This window comes from Rhizobium sp. YTUHZ044 (assembly GCF_051123975.1).
Lineage (GTDB): Bacteria > Pseudomonadota > Alphaproteobacteria > Rhizobiales > Rhizobiaceae > Rhizobium.
On the sequence record NZ_CP101430.1, the window covers coordinates 198,372 to 225,065 of the forward strand.

General features: G+C 60.4%; 26 protein-coding genes and 3 pseudogenes. 12 read left to right on the forward strand and 17 right to left on the reverse strand.

Translation table 11 applies throughout. The annotated features are described in order from the left end of the window. Nucleotides 1-80: 80 nt before the first annotated feature. The 4 genes from NL154_RS30360 to NL154_RS30375 all read left to right on the forward strand — a co-directional run bounded on the left by NL154_RS30360 (nucleotide 81) and on the right by NL154_RS30375 (nucleotide 4,212). On the forward strand, nucleotides 81-1,577 hold the full coding sequence (locus NL154_RS30360; RefSeq protein WP_210633439.1) for a sugar ABC transporter ATP-binding protein: 1,497 nt from the start codon (nucleotides 81-83) through the stop codon (nucleotides 1,575-1,577). Between the two features lie 18 nt (nucleotides 1,578-1,595). Continuing rightward, a complete protein-coding gene (locus NL154_RS30365; RefSeq protein ID WP_210633440.1) occupies nucleotides 1,596-2,636 on the forward strand; it encodes an ABC transporter permease in 1,041 nt (346 codons plus the stop codon). A gap of 50 nt (nucleotides 2,637-2,686) precedes the next feature. After that, nucleotides 2,687-3,784 (forward strand): ABC transporter substrate-binding protein, encoded by a 1,098-nt coding sequence (locus NL154_RS30370; protein ID WP_210633441.1) that lies wholly within the window; start codon nucleotides 2,687-2,689, stop codon nucleotides 3,782-3,784. 89 nt (nucleotides 3,785-3,873) lie between these two features. Next, entirely contained in the window at nucleotides 3,874-4,212 is a 339-nt protein-coding gene (locus tag NL154_RS30375) for a hypothetical protein (RefSeq protein WP_210633442.1), read from the forward strand. Nucleotides 4,213-4,398: 186 nt separating this feature from the next. Here NL154_RS30375 and mctP read toward each other — a convergent pair whose 3' ends face one another. From mctP to NL154_RS30405, 6 genes are all read right to left on the reverse strand, one after another. Continuing rightward, a complete protein-coding gene (gene mctP / locus NL154_RS30380; RefSeq protein WP_210633443.1) occupies nucleotides 4,399-5,874 on the reverse strand; it encodes a monocarboxylate uptake permease MctP in 1,476 nt (491 codons plus the stop codon). Then, nucleotides 5,864-6,061 carry a DUF3311 domain-containing protein gene (locus NL154_RS30385; protein WP_007539443.1) on the reverse strand — a complete coding sequence of 66 codons (198 nt, stop codon included), beginning with the start codon at nucleotides 6,059-6,061 and terminating at the stop codon, nucleotides 5,864-5,866. Before NL154_RS30385 ends, mctP begins: the two co-directional genes overlap by 11 nt. 12 nt (nucleotides 6,062-6,073) lie before the next feature. After that, entirely contained in the window at nucleotides 6,074-6,205 is a 132-nt protein-coding gene (locus NL154_RS30390) for a hypothetical protein (RefSeq protein ID WP_259665290.1), read from the reverse strand. A 101-nt stretch (nucleotides 6,206-6,306) separates the two neighbouring features. Beyond that, on the reverse strand, nucleotides 6,307-6,978 hold the full coding sequence (locus NL154_RS30395) for a response regulator transcription factor (protein WP_210633444.1): 672 nt from the start codon (nucleotides 6,976-6,978) through the stop codon (nucleotides 6,307-6,309). Further along, nucleotides 6,975-8,360: a cache domain-containing protein gene (locus NL154_RS30400; protein WP_434734574.1), complete on the reverse strand. Its 1,386-nt coding sequence runs from the start codon at nucleotides 8,358-8,360 to the stop codon at nucleotides 6,975-6,977. Before NL154_RS30400 ends, NL154_RS30395 begins: the two co-directional genes overlap by 4 nt. 80 nt (nucleotides 8,361-8,440) lie before the next feature. Beyond that, nucleotides 8,441-8,905 (reverse strand): Lrp/AsnC family transcriptional regulator, encoded by a 465-nt coding sequence (locus NL154_RS30405; protein ID WP_064807195.1) that lies wholly within the window; start codon nucleotides 8,903-8,905, stop codon nucleotides 8,441-8,443. A 162-nt stretch (nucleotides 8,906-9,067) separates the two neighbouring features. Between NL154_RS30405 and NL154_RS30410 the strand changes: the two genes are divergently transcribed. The 8 genes and pseudogenes from NL154_RS30410 to NL154_RS30445 all read left to right on the forward strand — a co-directional run bounded on the left by NL154_RS30410 (nucleotide 9,068) and on the right by NL154_RS30445 (nucleotide 14,296). Beyond that, nucleotides 9,068-9,847 carry an ABC transporter ATP-binding protein gene (locus NL154_RS30410; RefSeq protein WP_210633446.1) on the forward strand — a complete coding sequence of 260 codons (780 nt, stop codon included), beginning with the start codon at nucleotides 9,068-9,070 and terminating at the stop codon, nucleotides 9,845-9,847. Between the two features lie 47 nt (nucleotides 9,848-9,894). Next, nucleotides 9,895-10,668, forward strand: coding sequence for a transporter substrate-binding domain-containing protein (locus NL154_RS30415; protein WP_210633447.1), 774 nt, complete (start codon nucleotides 9,895-9,897; stop codon nucleotides 10,666-10,668). Between the two features lie 12 nt (nucleotides 10,669-10,680). Continuing rightward, the gene (locus NL154_RS30420) at nucleotides 10,681-11,406 is read left to right on the forward strand and encodes an ABC transporter permease (RefSeq protein WP_434734575.1); all 726 of its coding nucleotides are present in this window, start codon (nucleotides 10,681-10,683) and stop codon (nucleotides 11,404-11,406) included. Between the two features lie 12 nt (nucleotides 11,407-11,418). After that, complete coding sequence (locus NL154_RS30425) at nucleotides 11,419-12,108, forward strand: ABC transporter permease (RefSeq protein WP_434734576.1); 690 nt, start codon at nucleotides 11,419-11,421, stop codon at nucleotides 12,106-12,108. Nucleotides 12,109-12,181: 73 nt separating this feature from the next. Beyond that, nucleotides 12,182-13,090 (forward strand): homocysteine S-methyltransferase family protein, encoded by a 909-nt coding sequence (locus tag NL154_RS30430; protein WP_434734577.1) that lies wholly within the window; start codon nucleotides 12,182-12,184, stop codon nucleotides 13,088-13,090. Nucleotides 13,091-13,237: 147 nt separating this feature from the next. Further along, nucleotides 13,238-13,417, forward strand: a pseudogene (locus NL154_RS30435) (VapC toxin family PIN domain ribonuclease); the annotation flags it as partial. Nucleotides 13,418-13,428: 11 nt separating this feature from the next. Then, a pseudogene (locus NL154_RS30440) lies at nucleotides 13,429-13,524 on the forward strand (succinoglycan biosynthesis protein exoi); the annotation flags it as partial. Between the two features lie 459 nt (nucleotides 13,525-13,983). Continuing rightward, a pseudogene (locus NL154_RS30445) lies at nucleotides 13,984-14,296 on the forward strand (succinoglycan biosynthesis protein exoi). A 510-nt stretch (nucleotides 14,297-14,806) separates the two neighbouring features. Here NL154_RS30445 and NL154_RS30450 read toward each other — a convergent pair. The 11 genes from NL154_RS30450 to NL154_RS30500 all read right to left on the reverse strand — a co-directional run bounded on the left by NL154_RS30450 (nucleotide 14,807) and on the right by NL154_RS30500 (nucleotide 26,572). Next, on the reverse strand, nucleotides 14,807-15,577 hold the full coding sequence (locus NL154_RS30450; protein ID WP_210633452.1) for an ABC transporter ATP-binding protein: 771 nt from the start codon (nucleotides 15,575-15,577) through the stop codon (nucleotides 14,807-14,809). Nucleotides 15,578-15,586: 9 nt separating this feature from the next. Beyond that, entirely contained in the window at nucleotides 15,587-16,570 is a 984-nt protein-coding gene (locus NL154_RS30455; RefSeq protein WP_434734578.1) for an ABC transporter substrate-binding protein, read from the reverse strand. 39 nt (nucleotides 16,571-16,609) lie between these two features. After that, nucleotides 16,610-17,461: an ABC transporter permease gene (locus tag NL154_RS30460; protein ID WP_434734579.1), complete on the reverse strand. Its 852-nt coding sequence runs from the start codon at nucleotides 17,459-17,461 to the stop codon at nucleotides 16,610-16,612. Between the two features lie 10 nt (nucleotides 17,462-17,471). Then, a complete protein-coding gene (locus NL154_RS30465) occupies nucleotides 17,472-18,824 on the reverse strand; it encodes an LLM class flavin-dependent oxidoreductase (protein ID WP_434734580.1) in 1,353 nt (450 codons plus the stop codon). A gap of 299 nt (nucleotides 18,825-19,123) precedes the next feature. Continuing rightward, the gene (locus NL154_RS30470) at nucleotides 19,124-19,909 is read right to left on the reverse strand and encodes an IclR family transcriptional regulator (RefSeq protein ID WP_221123325.1); all 786 of its coding nucleotides are present in this window, start codon (nucleotides 19,907-19,909) and stop codon (nucleotides 19,124-19,126) included. A 410-nt stretch (nucleotides 19,910-20,319) separates the two neighbouring features. Continuing rightward, nucleotides 20,320-20,742, reverse strand: a complete 423-nt coding sequence (locus tag NL154_RS30475) for an acetyl-CoA carboxylase biotin carboxyl carrier protein (RefSeq protein ID WP_221123311.1) — start codon at nucleotides 20,740-20,742, stop codon at nucleotides 20,320-20,322. Between the two features lie 235 nt (nucleotides 20,743-20,977). After that, a complete protein-coding gene (locus NL154_RS30480) occupies nucleotides 20,978-21,352 on the reverse strand; it encodes a hypothetical protein (RefSeq protein WP_434734581.1) in 375 nt (124 codons plus the stop codon). A 31-nt stretch (nucleotides 21,353-21,383) separates the two neighbouring features. Further along, a complete protein-coding gene (locus NL154_RS30485; protein ID WP_210633481.1) occupies nucleotides 21,384-21,989 on the reverse strand; it encodes a hypothetical protein in 606 nt (201 codons plus the stop codon). 8 nt (nucleotides 21,990-21,997) lie between these two features. After that, nucleotides 21,998-23,329 (reverse strand): hypothetical protein, encoded by a 1,332-nt coding sequence (locus NL154_RS30490; protein WP_221155711.1) that lies wholly within the window; start codon nucleotides 23,327-23,329, stop codon nucleotides 21,998-22,000. An 87-nt stretch (nucleotides 23,330-23,416) separates the two neighbouring features. Further along, nucleotides 23,417-25,300 (reverse strand): adenylate/guanylate cyclase domain-containing protein, encoded by a 1,884-nt coding sequence (locus NL154_RS30495; RefSeq protein ID WP_221123308.1) that lies wholly within the window; start codon nucleotides 25,298-25,300, stop codon nucleotides 23,417-23,419. A 201-nt stretch (nucleotides 25,301-25,501) separates the two neighbouring features. Continuing rightward, entirely contained in the window at nucleotides 25,502-26,572 is a 1,071-nt protein-coding gene (locus NL154_RS30500; RefSeq protein WP_221155763.1) for a LacI family DNA-binding transcriptional regulator, read from the reverse strand. Nucleotides 26,573-26,694 lie beyond the last annotated feature (122 nt).

Here is a 26,694-nt window from a genome sequence, read left to right on the forward strand (position 1 = left end):
TCACTTTCCGCTTGACTATTCGGGAATGTTATCGATAACATCTATCCATAACGACAGCTGCAGCTTTGGGAGGAGCCACAGTGGAAGCCAAGAGACTGCTGGAGTTCCAATCGATCACCAAAAGCTTCGGCGGCACGCAGGCGCTGCGTGACGTCTCGATCGACCTGCGCGAGGGCGAGATCCTCGCGCTGCTCGGCGAAAACGGCGCCGGCAAATCGACGCTGATCAAGACGCTGGCCGGCATCTACAAGCCCGACAACGGTGACATCTTGTTCCGCGGCCAGAGCTACCATCATCGCCCGCCGAAGCCGAACGAGCGGCAACCGGTCGCATTCATCCATCAGGATCTCGGCTTGATCGAGTGGATGACGGTCGGTGAGAATATGGGCCTGTCGCAGGGCTTCTCGATGCGCCGGGGCCTGATCGACTGGAACAGGACGCAGGCGCGCGCCAAAGAGGCCTTAAAGCTGGTCGGCTGCGATTTCGATCCGACGACGCGGGTCTCGGCCCTGTCGCGCACCGAAAAATCGCTCGTCGCCATTGCCCGCGCGCTTGCCGTCGAAGCCGACGTTCTGGTGCTCGACGAACCCACAGCGAGCCTGCCCGCCGACGAAGTCGATCGCCTGTTCAATGCGATCCGGCCGCTGAAGGAGCGCGGCGTCGGCATGATCTACGTCTCCCACAGACTGGACGAGATTTTCCGCATCGCCGATCGCGTCGCCGTGCTGCGCGACGGATGCATGGTCGGACAGAAGCCCGTCAGCGAGACCACGCCCGACGAACTGGTGACGATGATCATCGGCCGCAGCGGCGACAGTCTCTTTTCGAAGACCGAGATCAAGCCCGGCAAGGCGATCGTCAAGGTGCGCGACCTGGTCTGCGCCGGCACGAGCCCGATATCCTTCGATATAAGAGAGGGCGAGTTGCTCGGCCTTGCAGGACTGCGCGGCGCAGGCCAGGAACGCATCGGCCGCGCCTTGTTCGGCTGCGAGCCCTTCGGCGGCACGATCCTGATGCATGACCGGGCCCCGGACCTTTCAAGCCCGCTGAGCGCAATGGCGTCGGGCATCGGATTAATTGCCCGTGACCGCACGGAGGAATCCGTCGCACCATCGCTTTCCATTCGGGAAAACACCTACCTCAATCCCGGCGCTGTCGGGCGCGGGCTGTTGTCCTTCCTGTCACCGCGCGGCGAAGCCGATCTTGCCCATGCGATCGGCCATACCGTCGGCCTCAGGCCGAACGATCCGGATCTGCCTGTCGAGGCCCTGTCGGGCGGCAACCAGCAGAAGGTGGTCGTCGGCCGCTGGCTGGCAACCGGCCGCAAGCTGCTGATCGCGGAAGATCCGACCGCCGGCGTCGACATCGGCGCGCGTGCGGAGATCTACCGTCTGATCACCCAGGCGCTGGAGGCCGGTCTCGCAGTCGTCGTGGTGTCGACGGATTTCGAGGAAATCGCCCATATCTGCCACCGCGCGCTGGTTTTCTCGCGCGGCAAAATCGTCAGCGAACTGACTGGAAGGGCTCTGACGACGGAGGCGGTCATCACGGCCGCATCCGCATCGGAAGCTGCTTGAGCCATCGGGAGAACAGCCATGCAATCCATTGAATCCACGGCGCTGGAGCCGACCAAAAGCGAAATGGCCGGCTTGTCCACAGGACAGAAGATCGGGCGCCTGATCCCCGTCTACGGACTGGTGATCCTGACCGTCGGCCTGATCCTGCTCTTCTCGATCATGCTGCCGGATACGTTTCCGACGGTGTTGAACGTCCGTTCGATCGTCTCCGACAAGGCGATCATTGCGCTGCTGTCGCTCGCCGCGATGATCCCGATGGCGTCGGGCCGCATCGACCTGACGGTTGGCTACGGCATCGTGCTCTGGCACATTCTTGCCATCAGCCTGCAGACGGTCTACGGCCTGCCCTGGCCGGTCGCCGTCCTCATCGTTCTTGCGCTCGGCATCCTCACCGGCTTCATCAACGGTCTGCTGGTCGAGGTGGCGAAGATCGACAGCTTCATCGCCACGCTCGGCACGGGAACGGTGCTGTACGCGCTTGCACTTTGGCACACCGGCGGCCGGCAGGTGGTCGGCGTCCTGCCGGAAGGGTTCTACGCGCTGAACGGCACCATGCTGTTCGGCCTGCCGATCACCGGCTTCTACGTGCTGCTGATCGCGATCTGCATGTGGATCGTTCTCGAATACCTGCCGATCGGCCGTTATCTCTACGCCATCGGCGCCAACCCCAAGGCCGCCGCACTCAACGGCATTCCCGTCCGCAAGTTCGTGATGGGCGCATTCGTCACCTCGGGCCTGCTGGCGGCTCTGACGGGGGTTCTCCTCGCCTCGAAGCTGCGCATCGGTCAGGCGAGCGTCGGCCTCGAATATCTCCTCCCGGCACTTGTCGGCGCATTTCTCGGATCGACGACGATCAAGCCGGGACGGGTCAACGTCTGGGGCACCCTGATCGGCGTCATCATCCTGGCGGTCGGTATATCGGGAATTCAGCAATTCGGCGGGTCGTTCTTCGTCGAACCGCTGTTCAACGGCGTAACCCTGCTGATTGCCATCGGCATTGCAGGTTACGCCCAGCGCAAGCGCGGAGCTGTGAGGAGGATCACACCCGCATCCAAATGAGGATGTCGGCCAAGCCGGCATTTCATAACAAACAAAATGGAGGAGTGAACATGAAGCGCAGGACTTTATTGCAGGCAACGGTTGCAACCGTCGCCTTTATGCTCAGCGTGCCGGCACTGGCCGATTCCATGGCGGATGCCAAAGCGGTGGTCGAAAAGTATGCGTCCAAGGTGAGCGCATGGGATGGCCCGACGAGCGGCCCCAAGGGGGCTGCGGGCAAGAACATCGTCGTCCTTGCCGGCGACATGAAGAACGGCGGCATCCTCGGCGTGGCCAACGGCGTGCAGGAAGCGGCCGGCGCGCTCGGCTGGACGGTGAAGGTACTCGACGGCGCCGGCTCGATCGGTGGGCGCACCGCGGCTTTCGGCCAGGCCATGGCGCTGAAGCCGGATGGCATCATCATCAACGGCTTTGACGCGGTCGAGCAGAAGCCGGCGATGGAAGCGGCCAAGGCTGCCGGCATCCCGATGGTGTCCTGGCACGCCGCCTCGGCCGTCGGTCCGGTTGCCGACGTCGGCGTCTTCGCCAACGTCACCACCGATGCGATGGAAGTATCGAAGTCCGCGGCAGACTGGGCCTTCGCCGATGCCGGCGGCAAGCCGGGTGTCATCATCTTCACCGACTCCACCTATGCGATCGCGATCGCCAAGGCCGACCGCATGAAAAAGGAGATCGAGGATCTCGGCGGCACGGTGCTCGAATACGTCGATACCCCGATTGCCGAAACCTCGCAGCGCATGCCGCAGCTCACCACGTCGCTCCTGCAGAAGTACGGTGCGAAATGGACGCATTCGCTGGCGATCAACGACCTCTATTACGACTTCATGGGCCCCTCGCTCGCCTCGGCCGGTATCGCCGGCGACGGAAAGCCGGTCAACGTCGCTGCCGGCGACGGTTCGGAGAGCGCCTATCAGCGCATCCGCGCCAAGCAGTTCCAGGCCGTCACGGTCGCCGAGCCGCTCAACCTCCAGGGTTGGCAACTCGTCGATGAACTGAACCGCGCCTTCGCGGGCGCTCCGTGGTCGGGCTATGTGTCGCCGCTCCACGTGGTGACCAGCGCGAATGTCGAATTCGACGGAGGGCCGAAGAACAGCTTCGATCCCGATAACGGCTATCGCGATCAATACAAGAAAATCTGGGGCAAATAAGCCTTCCCACGGGCGTATCGGAGGATACGCCCTCCCCGCCTCCGCACCACCATCAATCCAGCTCCGGCGAGTTTTGGAAAAGAGAACCCATGATTATTCGTTATGCTTTGTTTGAAGGCGAAATCCATCCCGGCAGAGAAGAGGAATTCCGCGATTTTGTCAGGCAGCGGCTCGTTCCTCTATGGACGAAATTTCCCGGAGCCGAGGAAGTCCGGGTGTTGGATGGAATGGAGCGTGACGAGGGCGCTCCGGTCTATGCCATGGCGCTTGCCATTCGTTATCCCGATATGGATGCGGTGAATGCAGCACTTCTTTCCGATGTGCGGTTCCAGAGCCGCGAGGTGACGGGTGAGCTTCTGAAGCTCTTCACCGGGAAGGTGCATCACCACGTCTTCTCTGCCAGCGAATACCCGCCTCGCGCTGCCTGACACCATGGCGAGCAGCCGTGTCTCGCCCGCGCCAGATGATTGCAAAGGTAGCAAGTCGTTCCAGGCAAATGGCAACGCGGCATTGGCCAGCGATTGGGAAGAGTTCTGATCGCCTGATCTTTCATCAGCTTCTGCCCGAAGCATAAAGCGACGAAGGGCAGCATTTGCTGCCCTTCGCGTTTTCAGCTATGCGCGGGCCGTCGCCCTGGCCGGAAGCAAGGCGTTGACCATGATTGCAACCGCGATGTTTGCCGCAAGCGCCAGCAGCCCGGTATAGACGGTGAAGGGTTCGCCGCCGAGGCTGATCAGATGCAGAGGCTTCCAGCCGGCATCCCAGACCAGGAAGGTGCCGCCGCAGAAGCCGACGAACCAGCCGGCAAGCAGGCCGGGTGCGCGGAACCAGTTGGTATAGAGGCCGAAGACGAGCGCCGGGAGCGTCTGCAGGATCCAGATGCCGCCGAGCAGCTGCAGGTCGAGTGCGAATTGCGTCGGCAGGAAGATGATGACGAGAAGCGCGCCGACCTTGACGACGAGCGACGTCACCTTCGCCACCTTGGCCTCGCCCGCATCGCTGACTTTGGGATCGACATAGGCTTTCCAGAAATTGCGGGTGAAGAGGTTGGCTGCGCCAATGCTCATCACCGCCGCCGGCACCAGTGCGCCGATGGCGATCGCCGCAAAGGCGAAGCCGGAGAACCAGCCCGAAAACAGCGTCTTGAACAGCGTGGGAACGACGTCGTTCGCACTGTCGAGCTTCAGGTTGGCAGCGTGCCCCATATAGCCGAGCAGCGCCAGCAGGCCGAGCAGCAGCGTATAGGCGGGCAGCATGATCGCGTTCTTGCGGATCGTCTTGCCGCTGTTGGAGGCGAAGATGCCGGTCAGCGTATGCGGATACATGAAGGCTGCGAGCGCCGAACCGAGAGCGAGTGTGGCATAGGCGACATATTGGTTGCCACCGAGCAGCAGATTACCGGAGCCCTTGGCCTGGAAAGCCGCATCGGCTGAGGCGAAGACATTCGCATAACCGCCGAGCTTTGATGGGATCAGCGCGACCGCTGCGATCACCACGATATAGATCATGATGTCCTTGACGAAAGCGATCAGCGCCGGTGCGCGCAGGCCCGCCGAATAGGTGTAGAGCGCCAGCACGATGAAGGCGATTGCCAGCGGCAGTTCGCCATGCAGCCCGAGCCCCTTCAGGACCGCCGTCATGCCGACGAGCTGCAGGGCGATGTAGGGCATGGTGGCGATGACGCCCGTGGCCGCGACGGCGAGTTCGAGACCGCGCGATCCGTATTGGCCATGGACGACGTCGGCCGCCGTGACATAGCCGAAATCTTTGGCGCGTTTCCACAGGACCGGCATGACCATGAAGACGAAGGGATAGACGACGATCGTATAGGGTAGCGCGAAGAAGCCGTAGGCGCCGACCGTGTAGACCAGCGCCGGCACGGCGATCACGGTATAGGCTGTATAGAAATCGCCGCCGACGAGGAACCAGGTGATCCAGGTGCCGAAGTTGCGGCCGCCGAGGCCCCATTCATCGATATGGGCGAGGGTCTCGGGCTTGCGCCAGCGGCTGGCGACGAAGCCCATGACGGTGACAAGGGCAAAGAAGAAGATGAAGACGGCAAGCGCCGTGCCGTCGATGTCAGTCGTCATGGCGAACGCTCCGATAGGCGATCCAGGTCAGCGTCGCGGTGATCGGCACCCAGAGAAGCTGATACCAGTAGAAGAAGGGAAAGCCGAAAAGCGACGGCTCACGGAGATTGTAGAATGGCGGCCAGAGCAGCCCTATGTACGGAATGATCAGCAGCCAGAGCGCTGCCTTGCTACGTGGTTTTTCCATGTCGGATACCTTTCAGGCGACGCGGGCGGCGATCGCCATGTTCCAGTTGTCGGCGTGGAAGGCGGGTCTGTCAGCCGGCTGCCGCGGCGAGCCCGGTTCGGATCGCTCGACCTTCCCGGCCGATCGAAGGCTGATGTAACGCATATGAATTCCTCCCAACGACTGACACTTGGCCAGCCGCGGATGGAGTCCTATGGCGTCGGTTTTGTCCTCACAAGATGGGCGCGGGGCCGAAATGCCGGGGCCTACCCAGAAGTGGGTAGGCGCGGATTTCCGCTGATTTTCGAGACGATACCGTGATCGAGCGCATAGCGGATGAGGCCGGCCGTGGTGGCGATGCCGAGCTTCTTCTTGAGGTTCTTGCGGTGCGTTTCCGCCGTCGCGGCGGTTATTCCGAGCGCTTCGGCGATCTCCCTGTTGCTGCTGCCGGCAACGATCAGCCCGAGAATGTCGCGCTCGCGAGGCGTCAGGGGATCACTGCCCTCTTCCGCGCGTTCGCCCATCAGCGCGTCGAAGACACCCGAGGAGAAATAGGTGCCCCCCGCAGCCACGGTGTCGATAGCCGAGACAATCTCGTCAGTCGAAACATCTTTGAGCACGTAACCGGCAGCGCCATGCATGACCGAGGAGGAGATATATTCGCGGCTGTCATGCATGGAGAGCATGACAACACGGGCCTGGGGAAGCTCGCTCCTGAACAGTTCGATCGCATCGATACCGCTGAGTTTCGGCATGTTGATGTCCATCAGCACCACCTGCGGCTGGACCTGCCGGGCGATGTCGAGACCCGTTTGGGCAAGCCCTGCGGTGCCGGCGACTTCGATATGATCGAAGGTTTCGAGCACGGCTTTCAGCCCGTCCAGCACCAGCGGATGGTTGTCGATCAGGAGCACCTTGATTTTCGGGCGTTCGGTCATGCGGCTTCCGCCTGCTTGCCGGCGGGCAGATTGGCCGATCTCGGCATCATCGCCGTCAGCGTCGTGCCGGACTCGCTGCTGTTGATAAGCAGCAGGCCGCGGAAGTGGGCCATCCGCTCCTGCATGTTGCGCAGCCCGAGCCCTGATTCGCCGTCTGCGCCGTCCTTGCTGCCGTCGAAGCCGGTGCCGTTGTCTGAAATCGTCATGCGGGCGCGGCCGCCGTCGCTCCAGAGCTTCACCGAAAGCTTCGAGGCGCCCGAGTGCCGCTCGACATTGTTGAAGGCTTCCTGTGCGACGCGATAGAGGGCAGTGTTGGCCTCGGCTTTCAGCGTGCCGGTAAAGCCTGAAGCGTCGATATCAGTCTCGATCCCCGTGCGCTCGGCGAAATGATGACAGAGCGCCTCCAGCGCGGCTGTCAGGCCGAGATCGTCGAGCACGCGGGGGCGCAGATCGTGCGACAGCCGCCGGATTTCCTTGATGGCGCCGTTTAGCGCCTCGACACCACGGTCGATGGTCAGCGCTGCATCGTCGACGTTGGTCCTGACCTTGCGGCCGGCGAGATCCATCGCATAGCGCACCCCGAGAAGATTCTGGGAAATGCCGTCGTGCAGCTCGCGGGCGAGCCGCGCGCGTTCTTCCTCCTGGGTATCGATGACCCGCTGCGTCAGCTCCTTGAGTCGGCCGTCGGCCATACGGCGCTCATGGAAGGTCAGCAGCATGCAGGTCGTGAAGACGACGAGCACCGAAGGTACGGCAATCAGCGCGACGATGACGAAGGTTCGTCTGATGTTGGCGCGCATCACGGCGTTGGCGGCCGCACTCTGGGCAAAGACGTCGTCGAGATAGACGCCGGTTCCCACCACCCAGCGCCATTTGTCGAGGCTGACGACGAAGGAGAGCTTGTCGGCAACCTGCCCGGTCGAGGGTTTCTGCCATTTATATTGATGCAGGCCGCCGCCGGCCTTTGCCGTGGCGATCAGCTCGGCAATGACCTTGTCGCCGTCAGGATCGGTAAGATCCAGCCAATTCTGCCCATGCCGGAAGCTCTGGCGCGGATGAACGATATTGTTGCCGTCATAGTCATAGACGAAGAAATAGCCATCCCTGCCGTAATCGAGCGAGGTCAGAATTTCAGCCACCTGCTGCTTGGCGGCTTCGTCGTCGGGACCGGCCTTATCATAGATCGCTTGGATGGCGGACAAGGCAAGATTGGTCAGGTTGAGGATTTCGGTTTCCTTTGTCTTCAGCATGTTCTGCTCGAACGTGTCGATGCTGTTCTTTGCGAGATTTGCCGATTGCCAGGTGATGAAGGTGGTGATCGCGAGGATCGAGATGACGAGCGGAACGATCGCCAATGCGATGATCTGGTGTCGTAGCGTCAACGGTCATTCCTCCCAAGGATCTGCGCCCGGAATTATGCCCTTTGCCCGATCTGAGTCCAGTCGCTTGCCCGGGCGCGATCCTATTCCAGCGGCACGAACAGGCCGAGCTTGACGTCGCGCAGCACGACATTGGTGTGCATGCGGCGGATCTGCGGATTGTCAGCCATGATGAGGGCGGCGATATCGTCATAGTGCTCGACGTCGCGGGCGGTGACGATCGCGATCAGATCGACCGCGCCGGTGACGTAATAGACCTGCTGGATATGATCCTGTTTTTCCGCCCAGACGCGGAACTTCGCCAAGGCGTCGTAATTGTCCCGCTCGATCTCCATCCCGACGATGAACACCATCGATGTTCCCGTCGCCTTCCGGTCGAGGACGGCGACCTCCGCTTTGATGATCCCTTCCTCGCGCAGGCGCTTCAACCGCCGCTGCACGGCCGAGACCGACAACCCCACCCGTTCGGCGATCGTTTCGGCCTTCAGCTGGCAGTCGCGCTGAACGATATCGAGAATGTCACGATCAAAACGATCCAGCTGTTCCATTGTCCAGTCCATTTCGGCGTTTCGCGGCTCATGCGTTCTGCCCGATTTGCCGCATGAGAAAGATTATTTTGCACATTAAATGCAGAAGAGGCAGAAATTGCGCGAAAAAACCGCGCAACTTTATCATTATCCTTCGCAAACTCATTTCAGCCGGACCCATGCATGTCGGATCAGTCCATTCCTGCTCTTCGCGTCGAAGATCTTCATAAAAGCTTCGGCTCGCAACAGGTTCTCAAGGGTATTTCGGCTGAGGCCCATAAGTCTGACGTCATCTCCATTATCGGCTCGTCCGGTTCTGGCAAGAGCACCTTCCTCAGATGCATCAATTTTCTGGAAACGCCGGATCGCGGCCGCATCGCCGTGAACGGCGAGGCGGTCGCTCTGAAGACCGGTCGCGGCGGACGGCTGCAGCCGCAGAGCTGGCGGCAGATCGAGCGGCTGCGAACCGGGCTCGGCATGGTCTTTCAGAGCTTCAATCTCTGGGCCCATCGGACCGTGCTGGAAAACGTCATCGAGGCGCCGGTGCATGTCATGGGCGTTTCCAGGCGCGAGGCGATCGAAAAGGCGGAAGCCCTGCTGCACAAGGTCGGGCTCTTCGACAAGCGTGATGCCTATCCCGCCTTTCTCTCCGGCGGCCAGCAGCAGCGCGCGGCGATCGCAAGAGCGCTCTGCGTCGATCCCGCCGTCATGCTGTTCGATGAGCCGACATCGGCGCTCGATCCCGAACTGGTTGGCGAGGTGCTGAAAGTCATCCGCGATCTGGCGGAAGAGGGCCGGACCATGCTGATCGTCACGCATGAAATGCGCTTCGCCCGCGACGTCTCGAGTCGCGTCCTCTTCCTGCACCAGGGTCGGATCGAGGAGGAAGGCACGCCGGAGCAAGTCTTCGGGGCACCTGTCAGCGCCCGCTGCCGGGAATTCACTCGTCTCAGCGCCCACTGAACCGCCATCGAGCCATCACCACAACACGAACCAGGAGAATCCTGCGAATGAAACTGCTCCCCACGCTTTTCGCCGGCGTCGCATTTGCGCTTTCCGCCGTCGCGGCACAGGCCGACGTCCGCTTCGGCGTCATGAACGAATCTTATCCGCCCTTCTTCGCCAAGGACGCTTCGGGCCAGTGGCAGGGATGGGAAATCGATCTGATGAATGCCGTCTGCGAAGAGATGAAGGAGAGGTGCTCGATCGTCGAGATCTCTTGGGATGGCCTCATTCCGGCTCTTGAGAGCAAGAAGTTCGACGTGATCTGGTCGTCGATGTCGAACACCGCGGAACGCTCGAAGGTGATCGACTTCACCGATAAATACTACAACACGCCGAGCACGCTGATCGGCCCCAAGGATCAGAAGCCGGGCGCCACGGCAGAGGACGTGAAGGGCAAGACCATCGGTATCCAAGTGTCGACGATCCAGTCGGAATATTACAAGAAGTATTTTGCCGACGTCGCCGAGGAAAAGACCTACCAGACACTCGACGAGGCTTTCCAGGATCTCGCCTCCGGCCGCATCGATTACGTCTTCGGCGATTCGCTGGCGCTTGACGCCTTCCTGAAAAGCGATGCCGGCAAGGATTGCTGCGCCAACATGGGCGATGTCGCCGACGACAAGGAGATCCTTGGGGCTGGCGTTTCCGGCGGCCTGCGCAAGGAAGATACGGAGCTGAAAGCCAAGCTGAACAAGGCGATATCAGCGGTTCGCGCCAACGGTCAGTACGACGCGATCACCAAGAAGTACTTCGACTTCGATATCTACGGCGCGAAGTAAGCACTTCTAGAGATGGCGACCGCGCAACAAGGCATTCTGGACCTGCTGTCCCCCTATCCTCCGGGATGGGGCGGCGTTCTCTTGACAGGTGCAGTCTCCACGGTCGCCATCTCGGCCTGCGCCTTTGCCGTCGGTCTGCTGCTCGGCACGGGCGGCGCGCTGGGAAAGCTTTCGGGCAATCCAGTGCTCCGCCTGCTGCTTGATTTCTATACCACCGTCATTCGCGCTGTTCCCGAGCTGATCCTGATCGTCGGGCTCTATTATGCCGGCACCGACGGCCTCAACCGGCTGCTGGCGGCTTTCAATCTGCCGCCGCTCGAGGTGAACGGTTTCGTCGCCGCCGTCGCCGTGCTCGGCTTCGTGCAGGGCGCCTATATGACCGAGGTGCTGCGCGGCGCGATCCTCGCCATTCCCGTCGGCCAGATTGAAGCCGCCAAGGCTTTCGGCATGGGACCGGTGCTGCGGTTCCGCCGCATCCTGCTGCCGGCGCTGTTGCCGAACGCGCTGCCGGGGCTTGCTAATTTGTGGATGTCGGTGACCAAGGATAGCGCGCTGGTCGCCGTCGTCGGCTATCAGGAACTGGCGCTCGCCACCCGTCTCGCCGGGGCAAGCACCAAACATTACTTCGTGTTTTTCCTCGCCTCGGCTCTTCTCTATCTCGCCATCACACTCGCTTCCAACGTCGTCTTCAAACTGATCGAAGGGCGGGTGCGGCGGGGACAGCCGCGTCTGGCCTGAAGAAAGCGCGCCATGAGTTTCACCTGGATCTCCTCCTATTGGCCGCTGCTTCTGACCGGCGCCTGGCAGACCGTAGCGCTGCTGGTCATATCAGTGGTGCTCGGTTTCGTGATCGCCATCGGTCTCGCTTTCGCACAGGTCAGCGGCGGCAGGCTGACGCGGCTTGCCGCCCGCGGCTACTGCACCTTCTTCCGCGGCACGCCACTGCTGATCCAGCTTTGGCTCCTCTATTACGGGGTCGGCTCGCTGCTGCCGATGATCCCTGGCATCCGCCAGAGCCTGTTTTGGCCGATCCTGCGCGAGGGGTTTTTCTTCGCTTCCGTCAGCTTCACGCTGAATTATGCGGCCTATGAGGCCGAGGTGCTGCGCGGTGCGCTGCTTGCCGTTCCCAAGGGCGAGCTTGAAGCCGGTCGGGCCTTCGGCCTGTCGCCCTGGAAGCTAACCCGCCGTATCTGGTTGCCGCGCGCCATTCGCATCGCCCTGCCGACCATTGCCGGAGAGATCGTCATGCAGCTCAAGGCGACGCCGCTCGCCTTCACCGTGACGGTGATGGATCTCTACGCCGTCGCCAACAAGGTTCGCCAGGACACGTTGCTCGTCTACGAACCGCTCATCGTCGTCACCCTCTTTTATCTCGTCCTGACCGCCGTTATCGCCCGCGTCTTTCGAGGTCTCGAAGCGCAGGTGCCGGTTCGCCGCTAGGCGGAAGCTCGCCACTTTATTTTGAAAAGCCCGCCGCCGATGACGGCGCGACAGCCTGGATGGAGACTACCTCATGAGCACAACGCGAATTCTCGATGGCGGCATGAGCCGCGAGCTTCTGCGGCTGGGCGCCGAACTGAAGCAGCCGGAATGGTCGGCGCTGGCGCTGATGAATTCGCCCGACATCGTGCGGGAGGTACACAGGGAATTCATCGCCGCCGGCTCTGAGATCATCACGACGAACAGCTATGCGCTCGTGCCCTTCCATATCGGTGAAGACCGATTTCAGCAGGCGGGGCCTGCTCTGATTCGCCTTGCCGGGCGCCTGGCGCGCGAGGCTGCCGATGCCGTAACCGGCCGCAGAGTGCTGGTCGCCGGCTCGCTGCCACCGATCTTCGGCTCCTACGAGCCTGAGAATTTCCAGCCTTCCCGGGTGCAGGACTATCTCAAGGTGCTGGTCGAAAACCTCGCTCCCTTCGTCGACCTGTGGCTCGGCGAGACTTTGAGCCTGATTGCCGAGGGCGAGGCCGTCCGCGAGGCAGTGGCGGCATCGGGCAAGCCGTTCTGGATTTCGTTCACACTGGCGGATGACGAGGCGGCGACCAGGGGCGGCGCGCCTAAACTCCGCTCCGGCGAAAGCGTCGAGGAGGCGGCTTCCTGGGCGGTGTCGTCGGGTGCTGAGGCTTTCCTGTTCAATTGCAGCAAGCCGGAGGTCATGCAGCGCGCGGTCGAGACGGCGGCACGGGTGTTCCGGGAGAGGAATGCGCAGATCGAAATCGGCGTCTATGCCAATGCCTTCGAAGGAGAAACGGGCGAGGGAGCCGCCAATGAAGGCCTGCACGATACCCGTAATGACCTGAACGACGACGCCTATTCGCGCTTTGCCTGTTCCTGGGCCGAAGCGGGTGCCACGATCATCGGCGGCTGCTGCGGCATCGGCGCTGCCCATATTCATCGCCTCGGCAGGACGCTTTCGCGCTGAGGCGATATCTTGGCCGCGGGTGACGGTCGCCGTGCCGCCGCTCAGCCCTTGATTGTTTCGAGCATATTCATGTGATGATGGCGCAGGTCGCCCATTCCGCCTCGGCGACGGGCGTCTGTCACTTCTTTCGCGAAGCTTGCCGTTCACCCATTCGCGGTGGCTTGGGGAGAGCTGATGGGCCACGCAAAGCGGAGCGGCCGTGGCTTATCGTCGATGGATGGGTTGATCGCTGCGACCGCGGTTGCTCACGATCTTGCCCTTGCGACGCGCAACACCAGGGGCTTCGAAGGTTTTGGAATCGAGCTCGTGGATCCATGGGTCGGGTGAAACGCTGTTAGGGCAACATCTCCATCGAGACGGGCGAGCGCATCTTCCATGTGCCGGTGCAGCGATATTACGAGCAGACGAAGATCAGCCCAAAGTTGGGCCGCCGGCCGGCGGAAATCGAAATCGTAATGTGCGAAGATGGCCTGAACTCGAAAGGCCCCTTGCACAGCGGCGTTCATTTCTGGACGTATCGCCCGGCTTTCGCGGTCGATCGTCGAAATCGCTAAGTAAGAATTTGCGCAGACATTAATGCGCCCTAAGGAGACTTCGCCGGCGATCTGGATCGATCTCACCTCTCCGAGTCCAATCACGGTCCATTGACCCGCTTGAAGTTTCCCCGTTTCCGCTCAAAGCGATGCACCGCCCGACACTCGGGCGCTGTTTTTCGCCAGTGACGCGATGATCGCGTCAAGTCGCTGAGATTGTTTTCCGCGTCGACCAATGCCGCCTCTGCGGTCGTCAGCCGCGAGCCCTCCTACGGCGCCGTGTCAGATAAGCTCTTTTGGATAGATATTCGCCGTGCCCTAGGGGGTTACAGTCTCCGCCCGAAATGACGGAGATGGGGCATGCGTCACAATAATCGCAATCCGCAGAGATCAGCGCTGTTCGAGGCGCCGGGGTTGCTCATCGGCGCTCTCGCATTTGGCGCCGCCGGCGGCTGACTGTCAGCGACTTGCTCGCCTTATGGAGCACTTCAGGCCGCTCCGGACAGTCGTTCAGGATCAAGGGCAACATCCCATCGAGACGAGCGAGCGCATCTTTCATGTGCCGGTGCAGCGATACTACGAGCAGACTAAGATCAACCCCAAGTACGGAGAACGGCGGTTCTGCTCGGAATTCGGAGCTTGGGCCGCTGACTGGCGGAAATCGAAATCGTAGTGAGCGGAGAGGACAACACGCCATCGCACACGCCGCTCGTCAACACCAGTAACGACTGGTGCGAATAAATCCTCAATAAGAGATCGATGCACGGAACCTTACCGATCCTATCTTATTGTATTAGCAGGAAAGCACGGGTGTTCCTCCTGTGCGATCCGTGTTGCAAGACTTGCCCCGTTTCGGCGGGGCTTTTTTGTCCGGCATCGTACCGGAACTGCATTGGGACAACGAAGTTGACTCACCGGATCGCGGGCGAGAGGTAGTAACTTCGGATCGCACATGCCTTTCACCTAGCGATCCACCCCATCCAAGAGTTGGGTCGTGCGGAGGCAATTTTCCCGTCCGCTCCCAAGCGACGCTCCGGACGGCCCGACACTTTCGACGATCTCACCTCATTTCACGAAGCCATCGGCAAACGAATCATAAGAACTGCCCCGGCTGTGCGGCCGGAGCTGTCTTCATTCCTCTATCCCATTTGCGAGTTGCTAACGGCTGCCCGCAAAGCATCCGTCAATGCAATCCAAATAGGTTCAGCAGTTGCTCGCGGTGGCGGACGAATTCCGTCGCGCTGCGGTCGCGGGGTCGGGGCAGATCGATGTCGATCAGGCGCGGCTCGGCTCCTTTTTCCCGTGGCAGGATCAGGATCCGGTCGGCGAGATAAATCGCCTCCTCGAGATCGTGCGTGACGAGAATGGTCGTCACATCCTCATCGCGCCAGATCCGGGCGAGCTCCTGTTGCATGCCGATCTTGGTCATCGCGTCGAGCGCACCAAGCGGTTCGTCGAGCAGCAGGATTTCGGGCTGGACGACAAGTGCGCGGGCGATGCCGACGCGCTGCGCCATGCCTCCCGAGAGCTGCCGGGGGTAGGCGGCTTCGAATTGCTGCAGGCCGACGAGCTTGACGTAGCGGCGCGCCCTCTCCCTCGCCTGTTGACGCGTCAGACCTCTCGTTTCCAGGCCGAATGCCACGTTGTCGAGTACATCAAGCCAGGGAAGAAGGCGCGGCTCCTGGAAGATGACGGCGCGTTCGGCGCCGACTCCTCGTATTGCCTTGCCGTCGACCAGCACCTCTCCGGTATCGGAATCCTCAAGTCCGGCCAGAACCCTGAGCAGGGTCGTCTTGCCCGAACCGCTGGCGCCGACGATGGCGAGGCTTTCGCCGGAGCGGATATGGAGATTGATATCCTTCAGAACCTGCAGCGATTTGCCGTTCAGCTTGTAGGATTTGGAGAGGCGACGGATCGTCACCTCCCCGCGGCGAATGTTCTCAGCGACGCTCATCACGCCTCCTCAATTGCTCGCCGGTTTGGCGTCGGCCGTATAGAGGATGTCCTTGGCCGCCAGTTGGCCCTGCTTCAGTTTGCCTTCGCGAACCAGCACGTCGATCCAGAACTGGATGTCGCGCTCGACCGGGAGACCGCCGGCGCGCACGCCGTAGCCGCGGAAATACTGTGCGATATCAGCGTTCTCGCCGCGTTCGGCTAACGCCTTGGCCAGGATCTTCTTGGTTTCCTCGGGATGCTCGCGGGCATAGTCGAGGGCGCGGGCCGACTGTTCGACGAAGATTTTCGAGGCTTCCGGATGTTGCTTGATGAAATCGCGGCGCAGGACGACGAAGCCGCCGGCGATGTCGCCAAGTACGTCGGTATCGTCGAAAACCGGGCGCAGGCCGCCGTTCTTCAGCGCTGCACCCTCGAAGGTTGTCTGCCAATAACCGAAGGCGGCGATATCGACCTGCTTGGAGCGCAGTACCTGTTCGAGCTGCGGCCCGGGAACGACGACCTGGTTGGCGGAGTCGCTCGGCAGACCGACCGAATGCAATGCCTCGCGGATCGTGTAGTCAAGATGCGCGCCGAGCGTGTTGACCGCGATGCTCTTGCCGACGATGTCCTTGATCGTTTTGATCGGGCTGTCTTTCAGCACGTAGAAGGTCGACTGCACCTCGTCATTGATGCCGTTCGACGGATAGGCGGCGACGAAGTCGTTGCCGCCGATAATCGAATTGAGGACGGCGGAGGTGGCGGCGCTGCCGATCTCGACATCGCCGGACGCCAGGGCGATGAGAGAAGCCGGTCCGCCCTGGGCATAGCCGACATTCTCCAGTGTGATGCCGGTACCGTCGAAATAGCCGAGTTCGGCGGCAAGTTCATGGGCGGCAAGACCGCCCTGGCTAGCGAGGTAGCGCAGCTTGACCGTGTCGGTGGCTGCGGCCGGCGTGGCAAGACCGAGAGCGATCACAGCCGGCAGAAGAAGATTGCGGGGGTGGAATGTCATGGAATATCCTTTCGGAAGAGGAGATTTGCGGGAAGCGGGTTACGTGCTCGGCTGAGACCAGCGGCAGAGACGGCGCTGCAGGAGAACGAGCAGGGCATTCGCGGCAAGCCCAAGGAAGGCGAGCAGCAGGATCGCCGCAAACATCAGCGGGATCTGGAAATTGTACTGGGCGTTCATCACCTGAAAGCCGATGCCCTTGTTGGCGCCGATCATCTCGGCAGCGATCAGCAGCAGAAGCGCCGTCGTCGCCGAAAGTCGCAAGCCGACGAAAATCGCCGGGACGGAGGCCGGCAGAATGACGCGGCGAAAGACGGTCAGCGGTCCGGCGCCATAGGTGCGAGCCATTTCGATGAGCTTCTTGTCCACTTCCTTGACGCCGCCGATCGTCGAGAGCAGCACGGGAAACAGTGTCGCCCAGAAGATCACGAATATCTTGGAGGTTTCACCGAGCCCGAGCAGCAGGATGAAGACCGGATAGAGAGCCAGCGCCGAGGTCTGCCGGAAGAGCTGCAGGATCGGGTCGAGCGCCTGTTCAACCAAGCGGAATTGGCCCATGAACAGGCCGAGCGGAATACCGACAACGACCGCGAAGGCGAAAGCGGTTCCGGAGCGCTGCAGGCTGATGGCGATGTCATCGAGCAAGGCGCCATTGGCAAGATTGGTCCACAGCGCCGACAGGATCACATTCAAGGGCGGGAAGACGGCGGGATTGATCCAGCCCCTGGTGCTCGACACCTGCCAGAGCACGAGGAAGCTGATGAGCAGACCGTAGCGCGGCAGAAACGCTACAAGCAATCCGCGCACATGGGAGGCCAGAGGCGCATCATCGCCTTTGCGGCTTTTCAGCCGGCTGAAACTTCTCGGAAGAGCTTGATTGATTTCGTAGGCCATGGATTTCTCCTCACTCCGCTGCCTCAAGGACGGCGCGTCCGGCAGTCCAGCGGTTTGTCGGGAAAGGCAGGCCGAGGTTTTCCCGGAGCGTCTTGCCCTCGTAGGCCGTGCGGAACAGGCCGCGGCGTTGGAGTTCCGGAATAACCAGATCGACAAAGTCCTCGAGCGCCGTTGGCAGCCAGGGTGGCAAAATGTTGAAGCCGTCGGCCGCTTCGTTCTCGAACCATGTCTGCAGCGTATCGGCGATCTGCTCTGCCGTGCCGACGATGGTGTAGTGCCCTCGGGCCGAGGCGATCCACTGGTAGAGCTGGCGGATGGTGAAGTTGTTTTCGTCTGCGATCTGACGGATGAGTGCCTGGCGGCTTTTCATGCCTTCCGTCGGCGGTGCGGGCGGAAGAGGCCCGTCGAGATCGTAGCCGTGCAGGTCGAGCGTGCCGCCGGTGAGGCCGTTGAGCAGGCCGATCCCGTCTTCTTCGAGGATGAGCGAGGTCAGGCGATCATACTTCTCGCGTGCCTCCGCCTCGGTCCTGCCGACGAAGGCGGATACGCCGGGCATGACGAGGATATGATCGGGATTGCGGCCGAGGCTGCGGGCGCGTGCCTTGATATCGCGGTAGAACTCCTGGGCGGTTTCGATATGCTGGTGGGCGGTGAAGATGACTTCGGCGGTTGCTGCGGCAAGTCCGCGGCCGTCTTCCGACTGTCCGGCCTGCACGATAACGGGATGCCCCTGTGGCGAGCGCGAGACGTTGAGTGGGCCGCGCACGCTGAAATGTTCGCCGCGGTGGTCGGTGTCGTGCAGCTTCGCCGGATCGAAGAAGACGCCGGTCTCCTTGTCGCGGATGAACGCGTCGTCCTCGAAGCTCTCCCAGAGTTTGCGGACGACATCGACATGCTCGGCGGCGCGGCGATATCGTTCGGCATGCGGCAGCTGCGTTTCACGGTTGAAGTTTTGCGCGGTGAGATCGCCCGTTGTGGTGACCACGTTCCAGCCGGCACGGCCATCCGAGATCAGATCCAGCGAGGCGAACTTGCGGGCTGTCGTATAGGGCTCCTCGTAGGTGGTCGAGGAGGTCGCGATAAAGCCGAGGTGAGTGGTGAGCGGCGCAAGAGCGGAGAACAAGGTGACGGGCTCGAAGCCGGCCACGCGGGCGTTGCCGCCTTCACGCGCTCCGCCGAAACCGACCGCCAATCCATCGGCCAGGAAGTAAGCATCGAAGAGGCCGCGTTCGGCCGTGAGTGCCAGCTGCTTGTGAAACTCGAAACTGGTCGCACCGTCGGCCGGCTGGTCGGGATGCCGCCACGATGCAACATGCTGTCCACCGCCAGGAAGAAATGCCCCAAGCCTGATTTTGCGCGTCATTTGCGTCCTCTCCGTTTTTGCGACTGTCGTCAAAATGTTAAAATACGTACTCTATAAATTTTATAGAGAAACTTCATTCCGTAGTTTCGGGAGGAGTGTGAATAGATTTGCGGGATTGGGCTGAAACTGGAAATTAACATCGAAGCGCGCAACGAAACATAGCTCGTCCTGCGGCGGCTCTTGGATGTGCACGCGGGCAGAGCCCAGCGAGCGTGCTAAGATTTAAGGAAGCACGCGGCTCGGCGCGAATTCCCGCAGAAAGTGTCGCCGGCGATCAATGCGTGTTCGTGTCCGGGGTGTCAGCCCCGTTTCGGCCTGGCCGGGGCATGCTCCAGGCCGGCGGCGGCCTTTTTCAGGCAGTCGAGGTAGCGGTCGCGGTTGGCGATGCCGTCATCGCGCGGCGTGACCAGGCAGAGCGTTGCGGCCGCATGACCCTCCTCGCCCCGCACCGGCACGGCAAAACAATGGGTAAAGCTGTCGACGATGCTGTTGAAGGTGAAGAGACCTTCTCGCTCGGCCTGGCGGACCTCGACGATGAAGCTTTGCGGATCGAGCCAATCGCCGTTCGGCAGACGAAAATCCTGCGACGGGATGAAGTTCAGGATTTCCTGATCCGACAGATGCGCGACGAGCAGACGTCCGGAGGCAGTCCACGGGATCGGCACCGACTGACCGATATCGGTCGAAATGCGGAATGGCCGCGCGCCTTCGCGCATGCGCACGACCGTATATTTATTTCCGTCCAGCATGCAGAACTGCGCCGTCTCCCGCGTTTCGTCGGCGAGCTGCTCCAGTGCGGCCTCGCATTCGCGGGTGAAATCGAAATGGTTTTCATAGGCGGCGCCGAGGAAATAGAGCTTACGGCCGAGATAGACGCGCCCCTCGCCGCCCGTGAATTCCAGAATGCCATTGCTCAGTAGCAAGTTGACGAGCTCATAAACCGATGAGCGCGGCGCGCCGATCTGCGCTGCGATTTCATTCGGCTTCAAAGCCTGCCGCTTCTGGCGCAGGAAATCGAGGATTTCGAAGGCACGGTCGAGCCCTCGGGCACGCTTGCCGATTGCTTCGTCCTGAATTGCGTCCATTGCTGTCGATCCCAATTTCTGTTTGGCCAAGCTTTTCAAACCCTCTGCCGCATCTGTCAACCAATCCCGCTGTTCCCGGCCGACGAAAATTTTTTCATCCCTCTTGCGAGGCGGACAAATCGCATAAAACTGGCAGTCCGGTATTTAGATCATATGTACATTATATTGGACAAAAACAGATAGCAAGTGCTAACACTGCCACGTAAAAGGGGATCGACATGAAAAATTCTGAAAACAGCATTTCTGCCTCGCGTCACCGCCGCCTTCTTGCCGCCGCTGCCGCCCTTATCGCTCTTTCCACCGGCTCGGCCTCGCGCGCTGGATCCGTGCTGCGATCTCGCCGCGATTGGCGATGAGGACGGTATCGAAGCGGCGCCGTGAGACAGCGGATTGTTCAGTTGATTCCGGCATCAGGCAATCTCCGCCAGCAGGTCGCCGGTCTCGACCTCGCCGCCGTCTATTTCGGTCAGGCGCATGATGCGCCCGGCCCGCGGTGCGGTGATCGTGTTGAAAACCTTCATGGCCTCGATGATGAAGAGCGTCTGCCCCTCCTCCACCGCGTCTCCGATCGCGACAAATGGCGGTTCCCCGGGCGCCGGGGCCTTGTGGAGAACGCCGAAAACAGGCGCCGTCACCGCATGGGAGGTTTGCTCGACGCCGCCCGAGGGCGCACCGGCGATCGGTCTCGGCTTTCGCTCGGGTTCGGCGACAGCCTCCTGGCTCGCTGCCGTTCGGAAAATCCGAACCGTCACGTCCTTTTCCGTCACGGTCAGCTCGGTAATATTGGATCGTCCGACAAAGTCGATCAGCGTCTTGATCTTCGAGAGGTCCATGTGCGTGCTCGGAATTTCAAAATACCACCGCGCATAGCCGAAGTTTCAGATCGCCCGGTGTTGTGATTTCGTAGCACGACGGGCGGATTGATGGGGTCAGACGAAGTTTTGATGGAGCGCAGTCCGCGCCCTGTGGGGACATGGCGCCGGATGCCGTTATGGCAGCCGGCGCTGAGACAAAAGCGCTTAAGTCCTGTACGCCCTCAATCCGCCATCGATAGCGGCGGCCTCGACGTCAGACAAGTTTGAATGTTTTTCGTGTCGCTTCAACTTTGCCCTTCATGTCATCCAGTTTTATGGCAATCCAGAACTCAGTTTTTTCGTCGAATGGGCCGGCATCTAGTTCCGGTTTAACAACGAGCGACAACACTTTGTCTGTGTTCGTCGCAGAGCCGTCGGTATCTATTTTGATTTTATAGATTTCTTTCTTGTCGCTGGCAGTTGGGTTTGAAACGTCGTCACTCCCGTCTGGCTGAGTAGAGATATAGACATATATCTTGTTGCTGAGACCGGAGCCTATTATTTTAAAGGGCGTTCGAACAAGCAATGGAGCAACGACGGTCTCCGGCTCGAGGCGCTCGATTTTAACTTTAGGGTTTGCGGCGGGCATATGATCCTCCCTCATCCGTCTTTAACTTGAATTACTCGTTATCGCCTGATCTTCGAGGAATGAACCCACCTGATCTTGACATCACGCCACCGGAGCGGGACAGGGCCCCGCCCGATCTGGACATTGCGCTGCTCGCCATCCCTCGGGGGTCAGAGGAAACCTCGGCCGACAGAAGGATTTGCTCGAGGGTTCCTGTTTCAGCATCGAGTCTCATCGAGACGTCGCCCTTGTCATAAATCCAGACCCTGATGTCCTTGGCGAGTGCTCCGAATTGGGAACCAAGGCCGGTTCGCGCACTCGAACCAGGAGCCCGATACAATCTGTCATACTCAATATCGCCATCCACGTTCCTCGGCGGCGGATCGTCAGGATCGGCTCCCGGGCCGTGGACAACGAAGATCGCTGGTCGACCAAGTTCAACGAACGCCCCCTCGAACGAGAAAGCGAAGATTCGCGCCAGAACCGCGTCGGCTGCACCAAGCTGGTCTCTCAGAAAATTATTTCTTCCCGCTATTGGTACGCTTAGATTCTGATAAATGGGGCCTCCTCTAAGGATCAGATCGCTCAGCGGACGTCCGAACAGATGTATCGATGATATGCCTAGTAAAGTTTCATTGTCTGCCACTTCTCCCTCCATCTCTGTGATTATTGGCTTCTAGCTAATGTCGACAGCAGAACTTTCTCGCGATAGCTCATCTTCGGAAGATTCAGATGATCTCTCGGCAGCAAGATTCGCGCAGAGTGAAAATGGCTGCGATGCTCGCTACCCTTGAGGTGCGCGCCGGCGTGTAGCTTGCCGATCGCCCGTTGCCCGAAATTTCCGGTGATGATCCCCGCGAATTGGCCGCGAGTTTCCTTTCGATCAACTGCAAGCATTGTTTCCGCGACGTCACCGTAGTCCAAAAAGTCGGGAGCAAGGGTCCACAAGGTTTCCGCCAGATACGTGCCGGCGATGTCTCGTGCATCGAGCAGCGCTTCGACAAATCCATCCGGATTCCGCGCAAAAGCGCGGTCGAAAGCGAGCTGTACGGGCGCCTCGGCAGTCGGGTCGAACTCGGCAATATCCGAGAGATCTTCGACGTCCCGGGAGATGAGGCCTCGCGCCACCAGGCTCTCGTGAAAGATATCGACGAGTATATCGAATACCGCACCGGTGAGTGGCTGGGAGAGCTCGTGTTCGTCCTTCCAGGCACGCGTGAATTCGGCCATCGTCCGTTTGTTGTTTGCCGAACGAATCTGACGATGCGGCGAGAATTCCGAAAAGCGTGCGAGGCGATTTGCCCGGTAAAGGTTGCCGCGCGTCTCCTCGAGTACATTCTCGATCACCGACGGAAAATGCATGGCCGCGATCAGCGACACGCAGTCTGAGAAGGACTCCTGGAAGCCGAGATATTCCGGATACTCGGTTCCCGGGCGCGGTACGCCGAGGACGCTGAAGATGATCGCGTGCCCCACCTCATGGGCGATGACGTCGAAATCCAGGCTGAAGGGAAGGATGCGCCCATCCTTCTCGAACTGGCTGCCGACTTCAAGGAAGCCGTAGCCGTACTGGGCGTTGTCCCACTGCGGCAAAATGGAGATTTCCAACCGGTCATAGTGATCGCGAAAATGCCACGTAAGCGGCTGGCCGAGATAACGCTCCCAAACATCGAGTGTGAACCGTACGCAGCCGAAGACATGCGCGGCTTCGAAAGCGGGCATCGAAGGTCGGAGATGGTCGAAATTGCCGCGCTCATCGGGAGCGGCCGGCTCGAGGATTTTGCCCGTCCAGGGCGGAAGGGACATATACGGCGTCCCGAGCGGGCCGTGGTTTACGCCATAGGGAGAGATTTTGCCGACCGGTTCGACAACAAACATGTAATCGTCGGCCGGACCAGCGGTCAGGCTGCCCAACGGAGACGACACTTCGACAATCTCGGGACTTGATCGAGCATCTTCAAACGGAGGCTGCACAAAAAGTCTGAACCGGGTGCCCATCCGCTCCCCCCTCAAAAGACTTTCTTGATTGCCAGTTTAAGTTGACATTCGGCGCTCGTGGCAGATTTAGCAAGTAATAAAATGGTATTAGTGACGTTGTTCAGACAGTGAAACCAGTTTCAAATAGCGCGGGTGACTGCGAATGGGATCGAGATCGGAATCATTCTTGAACCATAGCCGCATTTCGATGCCGACTTGCGGCATCCAGACTTCAAGCAAGTCTATCGCCCGATCGATCTCGCCAAGCAGTGCATAGGTGCAGGCGGCGTTGTACTGAATGTTTATATCATCGGGATCCGTCGCCAGGGAGCGCGCCAACCATTCCAGCGCGGTGTCGCGAACACCGAGGAAGGCCAACGCTGTCGCTCCCAGGCAGGCAACATTGGCATTCTCCGGATGGAGCCGCAGTTCCTCCTCCGCCCGTTTCAATGCGATCCTGGCATAGCTGCTGGCCTTATCTATTTGTCCGAGTGAACGTAAGACGTTCACAAGCATGATCGGTGCACCGTAGTCGGCAGGCTTGATTTCCATCGCCCGCTGAAAGTGCGTAGCCGCAAGTTCGAACTGACCTTCAGTGACGCAAAATTCGGCATAGTAGCGGTTCGCTTCGTGGCAATTGGCGTCGAGTGACAAAGCTTGCTCGAATGCGGAAGCTGCCTCGGTGCGATTGCCGGCCACCGCCAAAGCAAATCCCTTGGCAGCATAAGCCTCCGCCAGATTAGGATCGATAAGGAGCGCCGTCGCTGTGTTTGCAAGAATATCTTCGACCGGAATTTCAGCGCCGAATTGAGACCGCAGGCGCGCATCGCAGACCGCGATGCCGGCATAGGCGCGGGCATAACCCGGATCCAGTTCGATGGCTCTGGCGAAGCTCTGCCTGGCCATCAGATGGTTGGAGCGTGAAGCAATATGGTAGTATTCGCGTCCTCGGAGGAAATGCGTATAGGCTTCAACGCTCTCTGTCGGCGCCTGCTCGATTGCCCTCTTCTCCTCCGGCAGCAGCTTGACCTTGAGCTGCCCGACGATTGCCTTGACGATCTCGTCCTGCATTTCGAAAATGTCGGTCAAATCGCGGTCGTAACGCGCGGCCCAGACATGGCCGTCGCTGGCTGCTTCAATCAATTCCGCATTGATCCGGACGTGGTTGCCTGCCTTGCGGACGCTGCCCTCCACGATATAGGCAACGCCGAGTTCGGCAGCGATACGTTGGAGGTTTTCGCTCCGGCCTTTCCACGTAAAGACAGTGTTGCGGCTTAGTACGAACAGGCCTGAAACATTCGATAGATCAGTGATGAGATCTTCGGTGATGCCGTCGCTGAAGAAATCCTGCTCGGGATCGTTGCTGATGTTGGCGAATGGCAGAACCGCAACCGAGGGCTTGTTGACGGGCGCCCGTGTGTGTCCGCCTGCGGTAAGCGGAACCTCTTCACTGGAGGGGGCATTGCCCCAATCGGCAAAATAGACATGGACCGGTCGGGATATATTCTTGACGGTCATGGCGCCCTGGTCTGCGAAACCGAGGCCGAGCTTGTTGGCGACTTCGTGGCGCACGGCCGCCGAACAGGCGATACCGCCAGGGGCCGCAAGAGCTTGCAGCCGGACTGCGACATTAATGCCGTCTCCATGAAAGTCATCCTCATCGAAGACGATGTCGCCGAGATTCAAGCCTATGCGGAACGCAAAATGCCTGTCCGCCGGAATCCCTATGTTGCGCTCCAGCATGCCGCGCTGGATCTCGACAGCGCAGCGTGCCGCACTCAGCACGCTGCCGAACTCGACCAGGAAACCATCGCCCATGACCTTGATTATATGTCCGCCATGGGTTGCGACAGCAGGATCGAAGAGTTCCCGGCGATGCTGACGAAGGGCGTTGAGCGTCTCCTCTTCGTTGGCTTCGAGGAGACGGCTATAGCCCACCACATCGGCAGCCAGAATAGCCGCCAGCCGACGTTCAACAAGCTCTGCGCACATGCCCGTCTCCCCAACGCGCTGGTGGCAATACTATTCAGTTCAAGAAGCTGGCCAGTAATGTTGCCGGACGATTGTATTACTGACAACTAAAATCTCCCGGGCGGTTGTAAGAACCGCCGGAACCGCTTGATGGATTATAGTGGAACTTCAGAATTGATGGTGCGGCCCCCTGATTACGGGAGGCCGCGGGTTCCGGCATCGTCAAGTCTTCGCAGCGGCGATGCTCTCCCGCAGGATAAGCCTGCTGCGGATGACGGTACGCAGCGGTGCCGGGTTTTGCGCCCGGCCAATGGTGTCGAGCAGGAGTTCCACCGCCGCGCGGCCCATCTCTTCCACCGGCTGCTCGATCGTCGAGAGTGGCGGCGCGGAGAATTCGCAGACCGGGGAGCCGTCGAAGGAGATGACCGACAGATCGTCGGGAATGCGCAAGCCTGCACGCTTGATGCGGCTGATGAATGAAATGGCCATGTCATCGCTGGTGGCGATAACCGCCGTTGGTTTTTCGGCTAGCTTCGTGAAATCGTCCGCCGCCTGAACGCCGATGTCGAAGCCGTGTTGATAATCGAGGCGACCGCCCGAGCGACGCACTGCCTGCTGTGGCAGGCCCGCTGCATCGAGCGCCTCGAGCACGCCGCCATAGCGCTCGACATCGTGATAATTGCCTTCAGGGCCTGCAAGATAGAGGAACCGCCGATGCCCCAGCCGGACCAACTCGGCCGTGACGTCGCGCACAGCCTCGCGATCGTTGGTAACGACGCTCTGCAGGCCCGCATCGCTCATGTCGAGCAGCATCGACACGATCGGCAGGCCGGAATTTGCCAGCGAACGCCCGTCGACCTCCGGAAGCTTCGACGACAGGATGATGGCGCCGCGCACGCTGCCGCCGAAGGCGAGATCGAGAATGTGCCGCTCGGAGGCCTCGTCGCGATCAAGGTTGGCGATCATCAGGTTATAGCCGCCCTGGATCAGCGTCTTGTTGATGCTCTGCAGGACCTGAGGAATGATCTGGGAGACGCCATAATAAAGCGACCCCGGCAGGATGATCATGATGATGTTGGATTTTCCGACCCTCAGGCCGCGTGCCATTGCGTTCGGCGTGTAGCCGAGTTGCCTGGCGGCCGCATTGATCTTGGCACGGGTCTTCTCGTTGACCCGTCCGGGATTGGCAAGCGCCCGGCTGACCGTCGATATTGCGACACCGGCGAGCCGCGCGACATCAGCCATCAAAGCGCCAGACGGCTCTTCTCCCGCCACATCCTTGTTTTTATTCACCTTTAATTCCGTCCTCCCGGATGCTTCGATTTGCAATTCTAAGGCAGGTGACGGTTTATAGCAAACGTTTGCCAAAAATCGCTTGCTTAAAAAACCAGCTTGGCTATCATTTGGGCATGGCA